Source organism: Croceibacter sp. (assembly GCF_002716225.1).
Taxonomy (GTDB): domain Bacteria; phylum Bacteroidota; class Bacteroidia; order Flavobacteriales; family Flavobacteriaceae; genus Croceibacter; species Croceibacter atlanticus.
Map to the genome: position 1 here is coordinate 102,153 of NZ_PAZX01000007.1, position 19,430 is coordinate 121,582.

A 19,430-nucleotide genomic window follows, 5' to 3' on the forward strand; every position below is an offset into this window, starting at 1 on the left:
CGCCTAACCTTTAGATAGTTTTAGTCGCATTCCTGGTTTCAAGGAATTACTGCTAATATCGTTCCAATTTTTAAGATTTGAAACTGAAACACCAGGAATTTTATTCGCAATGCTCCAAAGTGAGTCGCCAGACTTAACTGTATATACTTTTCCTGTTATAGGTTTTGAGCTACTAGCACTATTTCTGGTTGCTGCCACAGGCTTTCTTGGATAAATGGTTAGGCGTTGTCCTATTCTTATATTATTACTACGTAACCTGTTCCAGCGTTTTATACTGCTTACACTAACGCCGTAGCGTTCTGCAATTTTTCCTAAAACATCTCCAGATCTTACACGATACCTAACCTTATCATTAGCTTCAACTAAATTAGGTAGCGGCTTCTCTCTTTTTTCTAACTCTGTTTTAGCATATGCATATACTGCATTTTCATGAGTTACAAATATTCCTGCTTGCTCTGTTGGCAATCTTAAATAGTAAGCTTCGTCTTCTATCTTAGGTATTATCCCTAGTTTATAGCTTGGGTTTAAAAACTCTAACATTCCAGAGTCTAATTGCGTTACTTCTGAAATTTGATCAAAAGTGATCATATCTTTTATATGAATTGTATCTGTTTTAAAGTATGGAATCTCAGGCCTTTTAGGTTGAAAGCCGTGTTCTTCAGCATATTCAAAAATATACATGGAAGCTAGGAATGCAGGCACATAACCTGCTGTTTCTCGTGGAAGAAATGGTCTTAAATTCCAATAATTTTTATAACCGCCACTACGTCTTACTGCTTTATTTACATTACCTGGACCTGAGTTGTAGGCTGCTAGTGCCAAATCCCAATCTTCAAAAATATCATAAAGCTTAGAAAGGTATTTACAAGCTGCTTCTGTAGCCATGATAGGATCCATACGTTCATCTACATAAGAACTCACATCTAAGTCATACATTTTACCGGTAGAGAACATAAATTGCCATAAGCCAGTTGCTCCTACGCGAGATTTAGCTCGTGGATTAAGAGCAGACTCCACAATAGCCAAATATTTCATTTCCAGAGGTATGTCATACTTGTCTAACATTTGTTCGAACATAGGAAAGTAATATTCACTAATAGCCATAAGGCGTTCGTAACTTTCTTTATTTCGTTTTAAGTACGATTTTATGACGTTCTCTAAAGATGGATTATATTCAATATTAAAAGGCGTTTTAGCGTTAAGTTTTGCTAAACGTGCTTTAAGAGTGTCTGTTGGTAAATCAAAAATTACTGTCTCGTTATATGGTAAACTGTCTAATTTTGCGTGAAGCTCTTCGAAAATATCTTCGTTGGAAAGCTCTGCCATCCACAATGAATCTACACGTATGGCTTCTTTAATATCCTGTAAAGGTTCTTTATTTTCAAGTCTTACTAATGCAGCAGGAATGGTACGTTTAAACTCTGGGTTTTTTGTGTCTACAACTGTAGTATCAATGCTTTTATACATTGTTATTCCTGTTGAATCCTGAATAATCTTACGTGGTTTTTTAATACTGTCTTGAGCACTAACACTTGTTGCTCCTATTAGGAGCGTAATAAAGATATATCTAAACATAAATGGGCTTTGTGAGCAAACGATAAAATAGGAAAATTATTCTTTAATCTTCCAACGCTGCAATTCCTGGTAATTTTTTTCCTTCTAGCATTTCCAACATTGCACCACCACCAGTAGATACATAACTTACTTTGTTCTCAAAACCAAATTGCTTAACGGCAGCAACACTATCACCACCACCAACTAAAGAGAACGCTCCTTTTTCTGTGGCTTCTTCTATATAATTACCTAACTCTATAGTTCCTTTTGCAAAAGGCTCCATTTCAAAAACACCTAATGGACCATTCCATAAAATAGTTTTAGATTGTAATACTACGCCTTTAAACTCCTCAAGAGTTTTTGGGCCAACATCTAAGCCCATCCAACCATCACTTATGTTATCTACAGCTTCAATATTTGTATTTGCAAATTCAGAAAAACTGTCTGCAACAATCGCATCAGAAGGAAGATGAATTTGCACGTTTTTTTCTTCAGCTTTTTCAATAATTTCTAGAGCAAGGTCTAGTTTGTCTTCTTCAACTAAAGAACTTCCTATTTTACCACCTTTGGCTTTAATGAAAGTAAATGTCATTCCGCCACCTATAATAAGATGATCTATCTTGTCTAAAATATTTTCTATAACAGTAATCTTAGTGGATACTTTTGCACCTCCAAGGATAGCTGTAACTGGTTTGGTAGAGTTATTAAGAACTTTGTTTAAGCTCTCTATTTCTTTTTGTAAAAGGTAACCTACACATTTGTCTTCAAAATACTTTGCTACCTCTGTTGTTGAGGCGTGAGCTCGATGTGCTGTACCAAAAGCATCATTTATATAAACATCACCTAATTTAGACAGCTGCTTTGCAAATTTTTGATCGCCTTTCTTTTCTTCTTCATGATACCTAAGGTTTTCTAGTAGTAATACTTCACCGTTTTCTAACCTAGATACTGCATCTTCTGCAACTGGTCCTACACAATTAGAAGCAAATTTTGTTTGCACACCTAAAATTTCAGAAACTTTAGAACAGATGTGTTTTAAAGAATATTCTTCTTGCTCTCCTTTAGGACGCCCTAAATGTGACATTAAAACAGCAGAACCACCATCTTCTAAGACTTTAATAATTGTGTCTTTTGCAGCTTCTATTCTAGTTGTGTCTGTAACTTCAAAATCATCATTTAAAGGCACATTAAAATCTACTCTAATTAATGCTTTTTTATTTTTGAAATTATAGTCGTTAAGGGTTTTCATAGTTACAAAGTTTAAAGGCAAAAGTAATGAAATATCTCTTTTAACCATTGTTAAGTAAAAGAGGTTAATATTACTCATTTCTATAAATTTTAATTTTCAATATGCTTTGCTTTGGGAATGCTATATTTGCGTATGCTTTTTAAGGATATTATCGGGTTGCCCCACATTAAAAATCACCTTACAACAACTGCCGACAGGCGCAGGATTCCTCATGCACAATTGTTTGTTGGTAAAAGCGGAAGCGGTACTTTACCAATGGCAATTGCTTATGCACAATATATTCTCTGTAATAATAGCAACGGTGATAATTTAGAAGACAATTCTTGTAATATGAGGTTTAATAACCTGTCTCATCCTGATTTGCATTTTGCGTTTCCTGTTGCCAATACAAAAGAAGTGTCTAAACATGCTGTTTCTAATCATTTTATGGCCCAATGGCGAGATTTTGTTGAAGACTCACCTTATGCAGATGTTTTTGATTGGTATAAGCGTTTAGAAATAGAAAATAAACAAGGAAGAATTGGCGTAGATGAAGCTCAAGATGTTGTAAAAAAACTGTCTTTAAAAGCTTATGAAGGTGGTTTTAAGTGTATGATTATTTGGGGTGCAGATAAAATGAATACAGAAGCATCTAACAAGCTACTAAAGCTAATAGAAGAGCCACCTGAAAAAACTGTATTCCTATTAATTACAGATGATGAGGATAGCATTATTCAAACTATATTAAGCAGATGCCAAGTATTGCATTTTCCACCTTTAGGAGAAGGCGACATAGCAAAACATCTAATTGATTATGAAGGATTAGATACCGTAAATGCTCAAAAAATAGCGCATCAGTCTGATGGTGATTATAATATTGCCATGCATTTATTACACAAGAATGAAGACGATGCACTTTTTGAAGAATGGTTTATTACTTGGGTACGTACCGCATTTAGAGCAAAAGGAAATAAAAAGGCAATAAATCCATTATTAACTTGGAGTGAAACAATAGCTAAATCTGGTAGAGAAACCCAAAAACGATTTTTAGAATACTGTCAAAACTTTTTTAGACAAGCTTTGCTTATAAATTACAACACACCAGAGTTAGTTTACCTACAGCCACAAACCTCTGGCTTTGATATAAATAAGTTTGCACCATTTGTACACGAAAATAATATCTTGCAAATAAATGAAGCGCTACAAGATGCAATGTATCATATTGAGCGAAATGGAAATCCTAAAATTATTCTTAGTGATTTAAGTATTAAGTTAACTAGGTTCTTACACACAAAAAGCGCCTAGACAATTTTAAATTAACATGGTAAAACAGATTTTTTCTTTACTTAGAATTAAAGATTGGATTAAAAATCTGTTTGTTTTTTTACCTGCATTTTTCTCTGGTTTAATTTTAGAGCCAAATGTTTTTAAAGCTTCATTTATAGCATTTCTCTTATTCTCACTTTCAGCTAGTTTAATCTATATTATAAATGATTATGTGGATAGAGCACAAGATAAATTACATCCTTTAAAAAAAGATAGACCAATTGCAAGTGGTAAGATTACACCAAAAGGTGCTTTAATTATTGCTGGCATATTAGCATTAGTAATTACAATATTAGGATTATATTCTTTTTCTCTTTTACTATTGCTGCCATTACTTCTCTATATAATTTTAAATCTTGGTTACAGTTTTGGTCTTAAGCATATTCCTATTTTAGACGTAAGTATAATTGCTATAGGGTTTATTTTAAGAGTGGTGTTTGGTGGCTTAGCCACAGGAATCTTTGTCTCTAAGTGGGCTTTTTTACTCACATTTTTTCTAGCGTTAGTATTAGCTTTGGGTAAACGTCGTGGCGAGCTTATTTCAATAAGCTCTACATCTCGAAAAGTTTTAGATGGTTACAATAAGGAGTTTTTAAATACTGCGTTAATTATTTGTGTGACTATTACTTTAGTATGCTATGTGATGTACACAATTTCAGACGATGTAATTGTTGCATTTGGATCAGACTACATATACTTTACTACTCTGTTTGTTATTATAGCATTACTTAGGTATTTGCAACTTACGTTTGTTTACAATAAAACAGAATCTCCTACAAAAGTGGTTTATAGTGATCATTTTATGCAGGTTATGATTGCGCTTTGGCTTATCTCATTTGCACTAATCATTTACTTCAAGTAAATGCCAAAACTAAAACACATAACCAATTGGGGTAACTTCCCTAAAATTAAAGCTCAAGAATTTAAGCTTAGAAATACAGACAATTCTCAGGAGTTTTTTAATTGCAAGACTATAATTCCACGTGGAAACGCGAGGTGTTATGGCGATGCATCCTTAAATAGTAGTGTTGTTTCTACACTACCTTTAAAACACTTTATAAATTTTAATAGCAAGAAAGGCTATATAACTTGTGAAAGTGGTGTCTTATTTTCTGATATATTAGAGTTTATAATTCCTAAAGGATTTTTTCTTCCTGTAACACCTGGCACAAAATTTATTAGCGTTGGAGGTGCAATTGCAGCAGATATACACGGCAAAAACCATCATAATGAGGGTTGTTTTTCAGAGTTTGTTATTGAGTTTAAGTTGTTAACTGCACAACACACAATAATAACGTGTTCAAGAACTGAAAATGAGAAGTTGTTTTGGGAAACTATAGGTGGCATGGGTTTAACGGGTGTTATCTTAAGTGCTACATTTCAGCTTAAACCCATAAAAACATCATACATAAAACAAGAAAGCATTAAGGCTAAAAACCTTGATGAAGTATTTCAGCTTTTTGAAACCCATGAAGATTCTACTTATACCGTTGCTTGGATAGATTGTCTTAAGAAAGGTAATGATCTTGGCAGGTCTATACTTATAAGAGGAGACCATGCAGCACCTTCCGATTTAAGTAAAAAACAATTAGAAAAGCCTCTTAAAATACACAGTTCCGGTAAACTTAAGATTCCATTCTTTTTTCCAAGTTTTGCTCTAAATACTTTCACAGTTAAAGTATTTAATCTCCTATATTACTTTAAGCAGTTTCACAAAACATCAGCAAGTGTTGTACATTATGATTCATTTTTTTATCCCTTAGACGCCATACACCAATGGAATAATATTTATGGGAAAAATGGATTTATACAATATCAATTTGTGGTAGATAAAGCCCGAAGTAAAGCTGCAATGAAAGAAGTTTTAGAAGCTATCTCTAAAAGTGGACAAGGATCTTTTTTAGCTGTATTGAAGCTTTTTGGCAAACAAAATATTAAAGCATTTAATTCATTTCCTATTGAAGGGTATACGTTGGCATTAGATTTTAAATTGAATAAAAAAGTTTTGCAATTGATTCCTATTTTAGATGCTATTATTTTAAAATATGAAGGACGCATTTATAGAGCAAAAGATTCTTGCTCTAACCCGAAATTAACCAACTATGTAACCGCACATAACCCTAAATTTGATTCTATCCAGAATAAACGAATTAAATCCCACAAGACCATATGATAGTATTAGGAGCAAACTCTGATGTAGCAAAAGCTTTTGTTGAAAAGATACTCAAAGAACAACACTTAAAGCGTGTATATCTTTGCTTATCTAATCCTAATGAATTAGCACCTTTTAAAGCTCACTTGGAGGTTAAGTATTCTGTTGATATTGAAGTTTTAGAATTTAACTTATTAGCTAACACTGTTAATATAGATTATTCAGCGCTTGATTATAAACTTGTATTTTGTGCTTCTGGTTACTTAGGGAAACCTGCAAAAAAAGGCATTTTAGATGAACACGATAGTTTAAAAATTGTCACAATAAACTATGCAAAGTTAGTTGTAGAGCTTAATAAAATAGCAACCGATTTAGTTTCAAAAGGCTCCGGTACTATTATAGGATTAAGTTCTGTTGCTGGAGAACGTGGCAGGCAGAGTAATTTCTTATATGGTAGTGCAAAAGCAGGTTTTACAGCTTATTTAAGTGGTTTGAGAAACTATTTGGTTTCAAAAAATTGTCACGTTCTCACCGTAAAACCTGGTTTTATGGATACTAAAATGATTGAAGACATAGATACGCCTAAGCCTTTAACGATAACTGCCGAGAAAGCTGCACATCTTATTTATAAAGGCTATAAGTCTAAAAAAAATACGATATATATAGCTGGAATTTGGAGGTATATTATGGCTATAATAAAAATGATTCCAGAATTTATATTTAAGAAATTGTCTCTTTGAAAACACTTTATCTATATGACTTTGATGGAACCATCACCACTCGTGATTCACTTTTCGATGTCCTAAAACTAAGCACAAGTACGTTTAATTATTGTTTGAAAATTTTACAGTTTGCTCCAAAATTAATACTCACCAAACTAGGTATTTTAAAAAGAGGGCAAACCAAGGAATCTTTGGTTTCATTATTTTTAAAGGGACATTCTAAGGAAGAATTAGAAGAGCTTGCAAAGCGCTATTTAGAATTAGCAAACAAGGAATCCTTATTTAGAAAAAAAGCCTTAAAACAACTTGAAACCGATCTTAAAGGCGGAGATGTATATATTGTTTCTGCATCTTTAGAATTTTGGCTTAAACCAATAGCAGCTGCATTGGGTGTACAATTAATTTGTACTGAGGTTGCTTATAATGACTCAGTCTTTACAGGTAAATTTTCTACACCTAATTGCAATTATGCTGAAAAAGCTAGACGCGTAAAAGCAGAGATAGACCTTTCAAATTATGATAGCATTGTTTATTATGGAGATTCAAAAGGAGATTTAAACATGAAGCCCATAGTTACCAAGTTTCATCTCAATTATTTTAAATAAAAAAACGCTTATCCTAAGACAAGCGTTCTGCTAAATTAAAAAGTTGGTTAGTTAGAAAGTTACTCTTTAACTTCAGCATTAATTTCTTCAAGAACATCTTGAGTAATATCCTTACCTTCTTTAGCATACATAATGTTTGCTGTTTCATTAGATCCAAAAATGTAAGTGTAACCGTTATCCTTACCGTAATCCTTTACATAAGTTTTAACTTTTGTAATTATTGAATCTATTTCCTTATCACTCTCTGCTCTCAACTGCTGCGAACGCATTTGCTGTTGTTGTTGCAGTTGTTGTTGTTTTTGCATTAGCTTTCCTTCTGCTTCTTGACGTTGGGCATTAGACATAGAGTTAGCGTTGCTTTGGTATTCTTGTACTTCTGCTTGAAATTGTTTTGCTACAGAATCCATTTCTTTCTTCATAGCTTCTGCCATAGTATTATACTTGGCTTCTGTATCTTTCATTTCTTTGTATTCCTTTAATAAAACAGTATTGTCTACATAAGCTGTTTTATCTTGGTTGCAAGACGCTAAAACTAAAAGCGCACCTAAAGCAATTACAATAGTTTTCATAATGTTTGTTTTTCTAAATTAAGCGGCAAAAATAGGAAAGTGTTTATGAAATATTGCATTTTACATCGGTATAATTAAAATATATAGAATTTACAATTATCATAATTTATATTTATCAAAATATATTCAAATAAATCAACTCTAAGCTATTTTCTCAGGTGTGGCTTATAAATTATATTACTCAGCTTAAAGAAGGCTTAAAAAGCACTTTAAACAGCGAATTATATAGTTTTAAAACAATAAATGAGCGAAGAATACTCTCCAGAGTGCTTGGCTTTTAAATTAGAGAGGTATCCTGTTTTAAGCGCTTTCAATTTTTGAAAAGAGGAGTTTTTATATTTCTCAGAAAGTAGGCTTACATAATATGCATCATATGTCATAGGAAGTGTATTCTCTAATTTAAAATTAAATTGAGCAAATAACTTTTTTATGCCTTTAGAGGAAAAATGCCAAAGGTGTCTTGGCACATCATAAGCAGCCCAAAACTCTTTATAGTATGTTGCATCATAAGACTTGTCATTTGGGACTGCAATAATTAAGATTCCATTCTCTTTTAATAAAGATTTTAAGGTCTCGATATATTCAAAAAGATTCGGCACATGTTCTAAAACATGCCAAAGTGTAATGACGTCATACTTTTGAGTTGGTAACTGATTAATGTCTTCAACTAAAAATATATTTTTTTGATTAGCTAGATTTCTCGCTTTTGAATTTGGCTCTACTCCACTTATGGACCAACCATCATTTTTTGCTGCATTTAAAAAATCACCTGTTCCTGCTCCTACATCTAAAAGTGATCCTTTGTTTTGATTAAAGCTCGAAACTATTTCTAATTTCTTGTTAAGCATGATTCGCTTCACACTTTGATATATTTTATCAACAAGAGTGGCTTTAGAATCTGTGTGAGAAATATAATCTTCACTTTCATAATAACTATCTAACTCATCTAATTTAGGTTGAGCATATGTAACTAACATATCATATTCATCCCAATATTTAAGCTGAAAGTACTCTTCGCTTACAGTATAATCCTTACAGGTAAGTTTGGTGTTTAAGGAAGAGAAATCCGGGTAATTCATATAAATTAAAAAAGATGTTCCACGTGGAACGTAAATTGTTTATCTTCCCAAATACACTAATAAAACAGAAATATCGGCTGGATTTACTCCACTTACTCTACTAGCTTGAGAAACTGTTCGAGGTTGAATTTCTTGAAGTTTTTCTCTTGCCTCATAGCTCATTGATTTAAGTTGAGAATAGTCGAAATCTGCAGGTATTTTTACATATTCTAAACGCTGTAATTTATCTGCATTATTTTTTTCTTTTTCTATATAGCCAGCATATTTAACTTGTACTTCTGTTTGCTCTAAAACTTCAGTATCTAGATTGTGTTCTTGAATATAATTTTCAACGTCGTTAAATTGCCTAACATCATCCATAGTAATTTGAGGACGAGAAAACAGTTTAAATAACTTATCGTTTTGTTTAACTGTAGCTGAATTATTGTCTTTTAAAATTTCATTTGCCTCTTTCCAATCATAGCTAGTATTCTTAAAAAAGTCAACAAAGCTTTCAGACTTATCTTTCTTATCTAGCATTTTATTATACCGTTCTTCAGAAGCTAATCCTATTTCAAAAGATTTTCCAGTTAGCCTAAAGTCTGCATTATCTTGTCTTAATAGCGTCCTATATTCTGCTCTACTTGTAAACATTCTATATGGCTCTTCTGTACCTTTAGTAATAAGATCATCTATTAAAACACCTATATAAGCTTCGTCTCTTTTAAGAATAAACTCGTCTTGTTCTTTTACTTTTAAAGCTGCATTTACACCAGCTATTAAACCCTGGGAAGCTGCTTCCTCATAACCTGTGGTTCCATTAATTTGACCTGCAAAAAACAAACCATCAACAAGTTTAGTTTCTAATGTATGTTTTAATTGAGTAGGCGGAAAATAATCATATTCGATTGCATAACCAGGTCTGAAAAATTTAACCTTTTCAAAACCAACTACAGATCGTAAAGCTTTAAATTGAACATCTTCTGGTAGTGACGTAGAGAATCCATTTACATAAACCTCGACGGTATTCCAGCCTTCAGGTTCAATAAACATTTGATGTCTATCCTTATCTGCAAATCTATTAATCTTATCTTCTATACTTGGACAATATCTTGGTCCTATACTTTGTATTCTACCATTAAACATTGGTGACCTATCAAACCCTTCTCGAAGTAAATCATGTACTTCTGGACTTGTATAAGTCATATAACAAGAACGTTGTTTTTCTAAAGGTTTAGTAATGTCTGAATATGAAAATTTCCAAGGAATATCATCACCTGGTTGTTCTGTCATTTTAGAATAATCTAAAGAACGGCCATCAACTCTTGGTGGTGTACCAGTTTTCATTCTACCAGATTCAAATCCTAAATTTAATAAGTCTGCTGTAATTCCTGTAGCGGCTCTTTCTCCTGCTCTACCACCACCAAATTGTTTTTCACCTATATGAATTAGACCATTTAGGAATGTCCCATTTGTTAAAACAACTGTTTTTCCTCTTACCTCTAAACCTAAAGATGTTCTTACGCCAACAAGTTTGTCTTTTTCGACAATTAGGCCAGCAACCATTTCTTGATAAAAATCTAAGTTTGGGGTTTGTTCTAACTTAAGTCTCCAATCTTCTGCAAAGCGCATGCGATCACTTTGTACTCTTGGACTCCACATTGCGGGTCCTTTAGATTTATTAAGCATCTTAAACTGTATTGCACTTGTATCACTTACAATACCACTATAACCACCTAAAGCATCAATCTCTCTTACAATTTGCCCTTTAGCAATACCTCCCATAGCAGGATTGCAAGACATTTGTGCAATATTTTGAAGATTCATTGTAATTAACAATGTACTACAACCCATATTTGCTGCTGCCGCTGCTGCTTCACTTCCTGCGTGGCCTGCGCCGACCACTATAACATCATATTCACTTTCAAACATACCTATTGTTCCACGTGGAACATTTTAAGTTTTTCATCTTCTTTTTCTCTCATTAGCTTAGCTTCATCGTCAGTTTTGTCTTTATAACCACAAAAATGTAGAATACCATGAGCTAAAACACGCTTTAATTCATCGTCAACACTAACGTTAAACTGTTGAGCATTTTCTTTAATTCTTTCAACAGAAATAAATATATCTCCAGACAAATCATTGCCTTCAGACGTATCAAAACTTATAATATCGGTATAAGTATCATGATCTAAATACTGTTGATTTATAGATAACAAATACGCGTCATCACAAAAGATATAATTAATTTCTCCTAAATTTTTATCTTCTGAAGCAATGACAGATAACAGCCATGAGTTAATCTCATCTTCATTAATAGTAAATTCAGTTTCTGTAAAAAAATTAATCATTTTCTTTAAAATAGTCTTGTACTTTCTGCTTGTAATCTTGGCGCAAAGGTAAGGTTTGTCTATTTAAAATTTCAGTAGTATTAAAGTATTCCTTGGCTTTTAAAATTTGAGAATTTGTGGGGTTTGAAAACGATTTTAAATTAGATTTAGATTCGCGCTTATCGTCTTGACCTTGTTCTAAAGTAGCACTATCTAACTTTAGAAGTTGATGTTTTAAATTGGTCATTTGTTGCAAAACATTATTATCAAATCCTTTGTCTAATAAGCTTTGTTCTACTTGCTCCATTTGTTTAGCTAATCGTTCTGCGTCTGCTCCTAAACCTTCTTCTCTTATTTTATCTTCTAACTGATTTCTTAATTGTTGTTGCTTTTGATAAATTTCAAAAAGTTCACCACTCATTTGTTCATCAAGTTGATTACCATCTTTTCCTTCACCTTCTTTGTTTCCATTTTTACCATCTGTACCGGATTTGCCATTCTCTCCAGAAGAACCTCCTTCACCACCTTCACCACTCTTACCGTTTTTACCTTGAGAACCTTCACCTGGTTTTTGTCCAGGTTTCATTCCATTCTTTAACTGTTCACCTAACTCCTCTTGCTTTTTGATAATATCTGGTAATTGAAAACCTTTACCTTGCCCTTCACCTTTTCCTTTGCCCTTACCTTTTCCAGATTTTCCTTTTCCCGAAGAACCCATAGATGCATTCATATTATCTAAACTATTGGCAAGTAAAAATGCAAGTTCATTTGCAGCGGTAACTGTGTATTGTTGGTTAGAAATACCTTGAGGTAAATAATTATCAGAAAGGCGCTCTAAGGATTTATCTATATTAAATTCTATGTCTGTTAGCTTCTCATTTACAATTTCACCTAGTTCTGCATTACGTAAAGAAAGAGCGTAAAGACTATCATCTATGTGAGTAAAATTCTCCCTTAAAACAGATTGTCGTTTTAATTTTTTAGCAAAGGCAGGATTATTACGTTCCATAGCTTTAAAGTCGTCCATAAGACCTTCTTGTTCAAAAGAAAATGTAACAAGGTTATCTAAAATTTGACGTAACATTTCTGCATCTTCACTTTCACCCGATTCACCAGACTCTTGCATTCGAGAAGCCATTTTTTGACCCATTTCCTTCATCTTATCTGCAGCAGATTTTTGCTTTTTCTGAGCGTCTTGTTTATCTGAATTTTTTTGTTCACTTGATTCTTCCTCTTGATTTTCTTTAGATTCACTATCTAATTTTTCTGAAGCGTCTTCTTGATCTTTTTTTATAGATTCTTCTTTTTCTTCATCACGAGATATATCCATTGGTTCCTTAAGATCTTTATTTTCCTCTTCTAGATCTTTTAAATCCTCTTGTAACTTTTTAAATTCTTTATTTAATACTTCTTGGGCTTCTTTAGTATTTTCATCGCCATCCTTCTTACTTAGTTCTTCTTGTTTTTGTGCAAGTTTCTCAAGGTCTTCAGCAACTTTTAAAGCTTTTTTCTCTACATAGTAACGTTTTGTAAGTTCTAAGAGTTGTTCTAAATTTTTCTCTTCATTTTGGTTTTGTTTAGCAAGCTTTTCAAGTTTTTCAGATAATTCTTCTTTATTTATTTTATCCTGTACTTTTTGTAACTCTTCTAACAACTCTTCGTTCTTTTTAAGTTGCTCTTCATTACGCTGAAAGCGTTCTTCTAATTTTTGTTTAACAGGATCGTTTTCAGGATTATCTTGTTGAAACTGCTGAAGGTTTTCTTTCATCTTCTTACTAAACTGCTGCATAATTTGTTCTTGCTGCTTTTGGCGTTTCAGAAATTCTTCTAACTTTTTCTTATCATTAAAATTAAGTGCTTCCTTCTCTTTTTGTAGTTGATTTAATTCTTCCAACTCCTTCTCTCTATCTTTCATCTTTTCAAGAGATTTATTCATTCCAGAAATTGTTTCTTTTTGCTCTTCAAACTGTTGCTCTTCTACTTCATTATCTGTTAATTTTCTAAAACTAAACACTTCAGATTTTACACGCTTAGAACCGTTAACCCTATCATTATCAAATACTTGAAAATAAAAGTTATAAGGTACACCCTTAGGCAAACTTAAGGTGTCTGGGAAAGCGTAGACAAAATCGTCATATATTGTAGAGTTAATTGCAATTGGCAACTTTTTAGAAGAAGCTTCATCATCTGAGGGATAATACACTAACTCTAATTTAGATAATCCGTAATCATCTGAAGCACTTCCGAAGAAATACAATGCTTGCTTATTTAAAGAATCTGTTTCACTTTTTAATACTAATTCTGGATATTGATCCTTAATTATACGTAAACCATAAGCGAGATTTTCATAATTTTTTAGTTGCTCGTTACTTGTAGAAATCTCATAATTAAAGTTATTAAAGATTCTTTTTTGTAAACTAAACGTTTTGTCATTTACGGTAAACTCTTGCGTAGTATCACGCAATATCATAGATACTTGGCTTGTACTCTGTGTTGCAAGATCCCAAGTAATTGTTGTGCCTTCCGGAATTGTGGCACTGCCGGTTCCTTGTAAAACCTCATCTCTCCTACCGGTATATGCTGGATAATTTAAGGCCATATTAAAACTTAAAAGTGTAGGAACTTTGGTTAATGAAATAGTATAAGGTATACTTTTAACTTCATTTGCAGATAAGTAAAAGCTTAATGGTTCTTTAAGTTGATTAAATGTGTATTGAAAAANACCAGNAGAAACNGATTTCATAAAATAAGTTTCGCCATTGTAATTTATGGTAGCTTCTTGNGGNATAATGTTTCCTGTNGTTCTTACTTCAATAGTAAAATCTTGATTTTCCTTNGCGTCTAAATTATCATTTACTACAAAAAATTGAAAAGGTGCTGGTGGCTCATAAGCTTGTTGGTAATTAACAACACGATCGTAACTTTCTGTAAATAAATTACTCTTTCCAGAAATCCAAATTGTCAATAAGATTAAAACTGGGATAGCTAGGTATTTTAAATACTTAGTGTTGTCTTTAAAATTTACTGCAAAATTAAATTGTATAGGTTGCAGTTCTTCNGCTTTTTGNTCTATACTCGCTAATAATAATTCTGAGCTCTCTGTATTTTGTTTTAACTGGAGAACGTTTAATAACTTATCATTTACCTCTGTAAAATGTTGTCCTATTATTGCAGATGCTTGCTCATAGCTTATGCCTTTAGANAGCTTAAATAGTTTAGATAACGGGTAAATAATAAATCGTCCAAAAAGTGCAATTTCTACGGCTATAAATGTCCAAAATAAAATAGTCCTAGATAAAGGACTTAACCAAAGCGCCCATTCTAAAAATACGGTAAGGAGAAAGTACAGCAATCCTATTGCAAAAAATAATATAATACCCTTTAGCAGTTCATTGGTGTAATATTTTCTGATAAACCGCTCTAGCTTATCTATAATTTGATTATAATGATTCATTAATTGTAGCTGTCTTACTGTAACTGTTAAACTTACAATTTATTCTGTTGATTGCCATATCTCAAAATAATCAAAAATCCTGCCGATAAAGTTGAGGCTAATTGGGTTATGTAATCGTTTCTCAAACTCTTACCTTTGNAACACTAAAAATAAATCTTTTATGTCTCAAAAAGTAAGAGTACGTTTTGCTCCAAGTCCTACAGGACCATTACATATTGGTGGTGTACGCACTGCCCTATTTAATTATTTATTTGCTAAAAAACACGGTGGAAATTTTATNCTAAGAATTGAGGATACAGACCANAATCGTTATGTNNAAGGTGCAGAAGACTATATAAAAGAAAGTTTGGAATGGTGTAACATACCTTATGACGAAGGTCCAGGAAAAGATAAAGGCTATGGTCCTTATCGCCAAAGTGAACGTAAACACCTGTACAAAGAATATGCAGACCAACTTATTAGTAGCGGTCATGCGTATTATGCTTTTGATAGTGCTGAAAGCCTAGATGCGCACCGTAAGAGTCATGAAGAAAACGGTAAAACTTTTATNTATAACTGGCACAANCGTGAGAAATTAGACAACTCTTTAACAATGCCTAAAGAAGAGGTTGAAAAGAGAATTGCTGCAGAAGATTATGTAATAAGATTTAAGTCTCCTCAAGATGAAACACTATATCTAGATGATGAGATTAGAGGTGAAATNACTATTGACACCAATGTATTAGATGATAAGGTATTGTTTAAAAGTGATGGAATGCCAACCTATCATTTAGCCAATATAGTAGATGATCATTTAATGAAAATTACACATGTAATTCGTGGTGAAGAATGGTTGCCTAGTTTAGCACTTCACGTGTTATTGTATAGATCTTTTGGTTGGGATGCTCCTAAATTTGCACACCTACCTTTAATTATGAAACCACAAGGAAAAGGTAAATTAAGTAANCGTGATGGAGATAAAATGGGCTTTCCTGTATTTCCACTACAATGGAAAGACAAAGATAATAACATATCTGCTGGATATCGTGAAGATGGATATTTGCCAGAAGCTGTTATTAATATGTTAGCCTTTTTAGGATGGAATGAAGGTGAAGGTTCTGAGAAGCAATTTTATACGCTTGAGGAACTTGTAGAAGCTTTTAGCTTAGAGCACGTGTCTAAAAGTGGTGCTAAATTTGATCCAGAAAAAACTAAATGGTTTCAACACCATTACCTACAACAAGTTGGTAATGAAGATATAGCATTACAGTTTATCAATTATGTAAATAATAGTGATAAAGGTNTCTCTTTATCAAAAGACAAAGATTTAGCATATATCACCAANATAGTTTCTATCTTAAAAGAACGTTGCACGTTTGTTTCNGATTTATGGGAAGAAGGTAGTTTCTTGTTTAAAACACCTAATTCTTACGACGAAAAGGCTGTNAAAAAAGCNTGGAAAGATCAAACTGGCGATATAATGACAGAATTAGCAGGTGTGGTTTCAACTATTGAAGATTTTACTGCAGAAAATGTTCAACAAGAAGTAAAATCTTGGATTAACTCAACAGATTATGGTTTTGGAAAAGTCATGCAGCCTTTTAGGTTAAGTCTTGTTGGNGAAATGTCNGGACCAGATGTTTTTGTAATNGCATCTTTACTTGGCCAAGATAAAACATTAGAGCGTTTAAGAAATGCAATAAGTACGTTAGGCTAGTATATTATAACTCATTAAAAGGGGAACGTAATTATACGTTCCCNTTTTTTAGTTTTATAAATAAAATACTANGCCAACGGCTATTAAACTTAAGTTACCCTTAAAATCTTCTGTAGNTTCAGTGAGGTTTTCATCATTTAACCCATTTAAAATATTAGTGAAACCATATTGGTATTGAGCCCAAAGCCTCACATTTTCAAAACCACCTGTAAGACCCACTATTGCTACGCCATTAATTTTAGTAATGTCTTCAATTTCTTTTGCGGTTAGTGTTGTGTAACCATCTATTATATAGTTTTCATATTGCTNATTAGTAGTTAGCTTACTATTTATTAAAAGTGCTGGTCCAGCTTCAATACTAAGATGTTGCCCTATAATATTATAACTAGCTAATAGGTTTAACTGTACTCCAAAAATACCAAACTCAACATCGCGTTCTTGAGAAGCAACCGTTTCTCTAGCCTTGATATTTACATTTAAGTCGTAAAANTTTAGGCCATAAATTAAATCAAAATTGTTGTAAAAAGCACCACGAGTGGTAAATCCTGCTTTAAAACCTTCAGCAGAATTAGTATTAAAATTATCTGTCTTAATATCAAAAATTGTAAGACCACCTTGTAANCCAATACGGTTATAACTGTCATTATAATTGCGCTGGGCAGATGTTGTTGTAACAAATAGTAGGCATGTTACTACTAATAAGTATAGAGATTTCATTAGAGAGCTTTTTAAGTATAGTTTTCTGCAAATGTAATCCTATTAAATTATGTAACTTTCTATCAACTAAAAATCTATATCTATGATCTTATTTCTCATTCCCATTTTAATCTTCGGGATTATNATCTTATTCTCCGGAATTTTCACTGTAAAACAACAAACAGCTGCAATTGTAGAGCGTTTTGGAAAATTTCANANTATTAGAAACTCTGGACTTCATTTTAAAATTCCAATATTTGACCGTATTGCTGGCCGTATAAACTTAAAAATACAGCAACTAGATGTTTTGGTAGAAACTAAAACTAAGGATGATGTNTTTGTTAAATTGAAAATCTCTGTACAATTTCAGGTAATAAAATCTCGTGTGTATGATGCGTTTTATAAGCTTGAAAACCCACAAGACCAAATTACATCTTATGTTTTTGATGTTGTAAGAGCAGAAGTTCCTAAGATGAAATTAGATGATGTTTTTGAACGTAAGGATGATATTGCTATTGCTGTAAAGTCTGAGCTTAATGAAGCAATGTCTGATTATGGTTATGACATCATTAAAACGCTTGTAACAGATATAGATCCAGATGTGCAGGTAAAGGCTGCTATGAACCGTATTAATGCCTCAGAACGCGAGAAAGTGGCTGCAGAATATGAAGCAGAGGCAGAACGTATTAAAATTGTAGCAAAAGCTCGTGCAGAAGCAGAAAGNAAGCGTTTACAAGGNCAAGGTATTGCAGACCAACGTCGTGAAATTGCACGTGGTTTAGAGGAAAGTGTAGANGTNCTAAATAATGTTGGGATNAATTCTCAAGAGGCCTCTGCATTAATTGTAGTAACGCAACATTATGACACATTACAATCTATAGGAGAAGAAACCAACTCAAACTTAATCTTACTTCCTAATTCTCCTCAAGCAGGAAGTGATATGTTAAATAATATGATTGCTTCATTTACAGCTTCTAACCAAATTGGTGAGCAAATGAAATTAGCAAATGCTAAAAAAGGAATTGTAAACAAGAGTAAGAGTGGCGACAGAGATTCTGAAAATGACAAATAATGAATATTAGGGCTCATTGGCAGTTTTATAAAGATTGCTTTCCATTTATATACAGCTTTGCATTAGTATGCTTAGCATTTGTAGATGCCCTAACAGGATTATTTATCTTATTTACAGTAGCAAATGGTATAGGATTCCTGGCCTTTTCNTCATTGAAAAGCCAGGANTTTTATTTTTATTATAATTTAGGAATCAGCAAGCTNAAGCTATTGCTTAGCTTAGTTATTATAAACGCTATTGTTGGTTTACCNTTTGCCGTTATATTTATAATTTTTAAACAGCTCTTTTTTGCAAACGCTTAGTATTAAGAATGTCCATAAATCTTTTGGAAAGAAAACTGTTTTAAATAATGTTACTCTTTCTGTTTCAAAGGGTGAAATTTTAGCGTTATATGGAAGAAATGGCTGTGGAAAATCTACACTATTAAAAATTCTATTTGGTACTCTTAAAGCTAACAACATAGAATTATTAGTGAATGGTACCTCAACAACTCCAAAAGCTTCGAGATTAAATAAGAGTATAGCTTATATACCACAACATCCGTTCTTACCGTCTTCTCAAAAAGTTAGGGATATTATACCAATGTATCACCAGGATCAAGAACTACAAGATGCGGTGTTTTATGACCCTTACATTGCAAGTTTTACAGCTAGAAAGGTATCTGAACTTTCTTTGGGGCAAAGTCGCTATTTTGAAGTTGTATTACTTGCCAATAGCTCACATCCTTTTTTATTAATAGATGAGCCGTTTTCTATGATAGAACCTTTACATAAAGAGCGCTTAAAAGGCTTTATGAATTCTATAAAAAGAACAAAAGGAATTATTATAACAGACCATTATTACAATGATGTCTTAGAGGTATCTACCCAAAATATTATTCTTAAGGATGGCTTAATAAATACTATTACTACTAAAGAAGATTTATTAAAATACGACTATTTAAAATCTGTATAAACATAAAAACCCCG

14 protein-coding genes are annotated in these 19,430 nt (G+C 32.6%); 8 read left to right on the forward strand and 6 right to left on the reverse strand.

Going from position 1 to position 19,430, the window contains the following annotated elements; all coding sequences use genetic code 11:
• Positions 1–3: 3 nt before the first annotated feature.
• Both CL818_RS04240 and CL818_RS04245 read right to left on the reverse strand, forming a co-directional pair.
• Positions 4–1,575: a LysM peptidoglycan-binding domain-containing protein gene (locus CL818_RS04240; protein WP_013186427.1), complete on the reverse strand. Its 1,572-nt coding sequence runs from the start codon at positions 1,573–1,575 to the stop codon at positions 4–6.
• Between the two features lie 43 nt (positions 1,576–1,618).
• Positions 1,619–2,803 carry a phosphoglycerate kinase gene (locus tag CL818_RS04245; RefSeq protein WP_272973100.1) on the reverse strand — a complete coding sequence of 395 codons (1,185 nt, stop codon included), beginning with the start codon at positions 2,801–2,803 and terminating at the stop codon, positions 1,619–1,621.
• A 132-nt stretch (positions 2,804–2,935) separates the two neighbouring features.
• Here CL818_RS04245 and CL818_RS04250 point away from each other — a divergent pair, with 132 nt between their 5' ends.
• Genes CL818_RS04250 through CL818_RS04270 form a run of 5 tightly spaced genes read left to right on the forward strand, consistent with a single transcriptional unit; the run spans position 2,936 to position 7,587 of the window.
• Complete coding sequence (locus CL818_RS04250; protein WP_272972857.1) at positions 2,936–4,087, forward strand: DNA polymerase III subunit; 1,152 nt, start codon at positions 2,936–2,938, stop codon at positions 4,085–4,087.
• Between the two features lie 16 nt (positions 4,088–4,103).
• Positions 4,104–4,970: a decaprenyl-phosphate phosphoribosyltransferase gene (locus CL818_RS04255; RefSeq protein ID WP_272972856.1), complete on the forward strand. Its 867-nt coding sequence runs from the start codon at positions 4,104–4,106 to the stop codon at positions 4,968–4,970.
• Positions 4,971–6,281 carry an FAD-binding oxidoreductase gene (locus tag CL818_RS04260; RefSeq protein WP_272972855.1) on the forward strand — a complete coding sequence of 437 codons (1,311 nt, stop codon included), beginning with the start codon at positions 4,971–4,973 and terminating at the stop codon, positions 6,279–6,281.
• Entirely contained in the window at positions 6,278–7,000 is a 723-nt protein-coding gene (locus CL818_RS04265; protein WP_286971797.1) for an SDR family NAD(P)-dependent oxidoreductase, read from the forward strand. The genes CL818_RS04260 and CL818_RS04265 overlap by 4 nt, the downstream gene beginning before the upstream one ends.
• A complete protein-coding gene (locus CL818_RS04270; RefSeq protein WP_272972853.1) occupies positions 6,997–7,587 on the forward strand; it encodes an HAD family hydrolase in 591 nt (196 codons plus the stop codon). Before CL818_RS04265 ends, CL818_RS04270 begins: the two co-directional genes overlap by 4 nt.
• A gap of 59 nt (positions 7,588–7,646) precedes the next feature.
• Here the strand turns inward: CL818_RS04270 and CL818_RS04275 are convergent, their stop codons facing one another.
• The 4 genes from CL818_RS04275 to ybeY all read right to left on the reverse strand — a co-directional run bounded on the left by CL818_RS04275 (position 7,647) and on the right by ybeY (position 11,565).
• Positions 7,647–8,156: an OmpH/Skp family outer membrane protein gene (locus tag CL818_RS04275; RefSeq protein ID WP_219359814.1), complete on the reverse strand. Its 510-nt coding sequence runs from the start codon at positions 8,154–8,156 to the stop codon at positions 7,647–7,649.
• Between the two features lie 221 nt (positions 8,157–8,377).
• On the reverse strand, positions 8,378–9,235 hold the full coding sequence (locus CL818_RS04280) for a class I SAM-dependent methyltransferase (protein WP_286971802.1): 858 nt from the start codon (positions 9,233–9,235) through the stop codon (positions 8,378–8,380).
• 39 nt (positions 9,236–9,274) lie between these two features.
• Positions 9,275–11,146 (reverse strand): tRNA uridine-5-carboxymethylaminomethyl(34) synthesis enzyme MnmG, encoded by a 1,872-nt coding sequence (gene mnmG, locus CL818_RS04285; RefSeq protein WP_272972851.1) that lies wholly within the window; start codon positions 11,144–11,146, stop codon positions 9,275–9,277.
• A 2-nt stretch (positions 11,147–11,148) separates the two neighbouring features.
• Complete coding sequence (gene ybeY / locus CL818_RS04290; RefSeq protein ID WP_272972850.1) at positions 11,149–11,565, reverse strand: rRNA maturation RNase YbeY; 417 nt, start codon at positions 11,563–11,565, stop codon at positions 11,149–11,151.
• A 3,593-nt stretch (positions 11,566–15,158) separates the two neighbouring features.
• Here ybeY and gltX point away from each other — a divergent pair.
• The 3 genes from gltX to CL818_RS04310 all read left to right on the forward strand — a co-directional run bounded on the left by gltX (position 15,159) and on the right by CL818_RS04310 (position 19,416).
• Positions 15,159–16,694: a glutamate--tRNA ligase gene (gltX, locus tag CL818_RS04300; RefSeq protein WP_286971810.1), complete on the forward strand. Its 1,536-nt coding sequence runs from the start codon at positions 15,159–15,161 to the stop codon at positions 16,692–16,694.
• A gap of 799 nt (positions 16,695–17,493) precedes the next feature.
• A complete protein-coding gene (locus tag CL818_RS04305; RefSeq protein WP_286971811.1) occupies positions 17,494–18,462 on the forward strand; it encodes an SPFH domain-containing protein in 969 nt (322 codons plus the stop codon).
• A gap of 288 nt (positions 18,463–18,750) precedes the next feature.
• Positions 18,751–19,416 carry an ATP-binding cassette domain-containing protein gene (locus CL818_RS04310; RefSeq protein WP_272972846.1) on the forward strand — a complete coding sequence of 222 codons (666 nt, stop codon included), beginning with the start codon at positions 18,751–18,753 and terminating at the stop codon, positions 19,414–19,416.
• The last annotated feature ends 14 nt before the right edge of the window (positions 19,417–19,430 follow it).

Coding starts and splice junctions, on each gene's coding strand:
- CL818_RS04240 (WP_013186427.1), bottom strand. CDS start 1,575: ATGTTTAGATATATCTTTATTACGCTCCTAATAGGAGCAACAAGTGTT.
- CL818_RS04245 (WP_272973100.1), bottom strand. CDS start 2,803: ATGAAAACCCTTAACGACTATAATTTCAAAAATAAAAAAGCATTAATT.
- CL818_RS04250 (WP_272972857.1), top strand. CDS start 2,936: ATGCTTTTTAAGGATATTATCGGGTTGCCCCACATTAAAAATCACCTT.
- CL818_RS04255 (WP_272972856.1), top strand. CDS start 4,104: ATGGTAAAACAGATTTTTTCTTTACTTAGAATTAAAGATTGGATTAAA.
- CL818_RS04260 (WP_272972855.1), top strand. CDS start 4,971: ATGCCAAAACTAAAACACATAACCAATTGGGGTAACTTCCCTAAAATT.
- CL818_RS04265 (WP_286971797.1), top strand. CDS start 6,278: ATGATAGTATTAGGAGCAAACTCTGATGTAGCAAAAGCTTTTGTTGAA.
- CL818_RS04275 (WP_219359814.1), bottom strand. CDS start 8,156: ATGAAAACTATTGTAATTGCTTTAGGTGCGCTTTTAGTTTTAGCGTCT.
- CL818_RS04280 (WP_286971802.1), bottom strand. CDS start 9,235: ATGAATTACCCGGATTTCTCTTCCTTAAACACCAAACTTACCTGTAAG.
- mnmG (WP_272972851.1), bottom strand. CDS start 11,146: ATGTTTGAAAGTGAATATGATGTTATAGTGGTCGGCGCAGGCCACGCA.
- ybeY (WP_272972850.1), bottom strand. CDS start 11,565: ATGATTAATTTTTTTACAGAAACTGAATTTACTATTAATGAAGATGAG.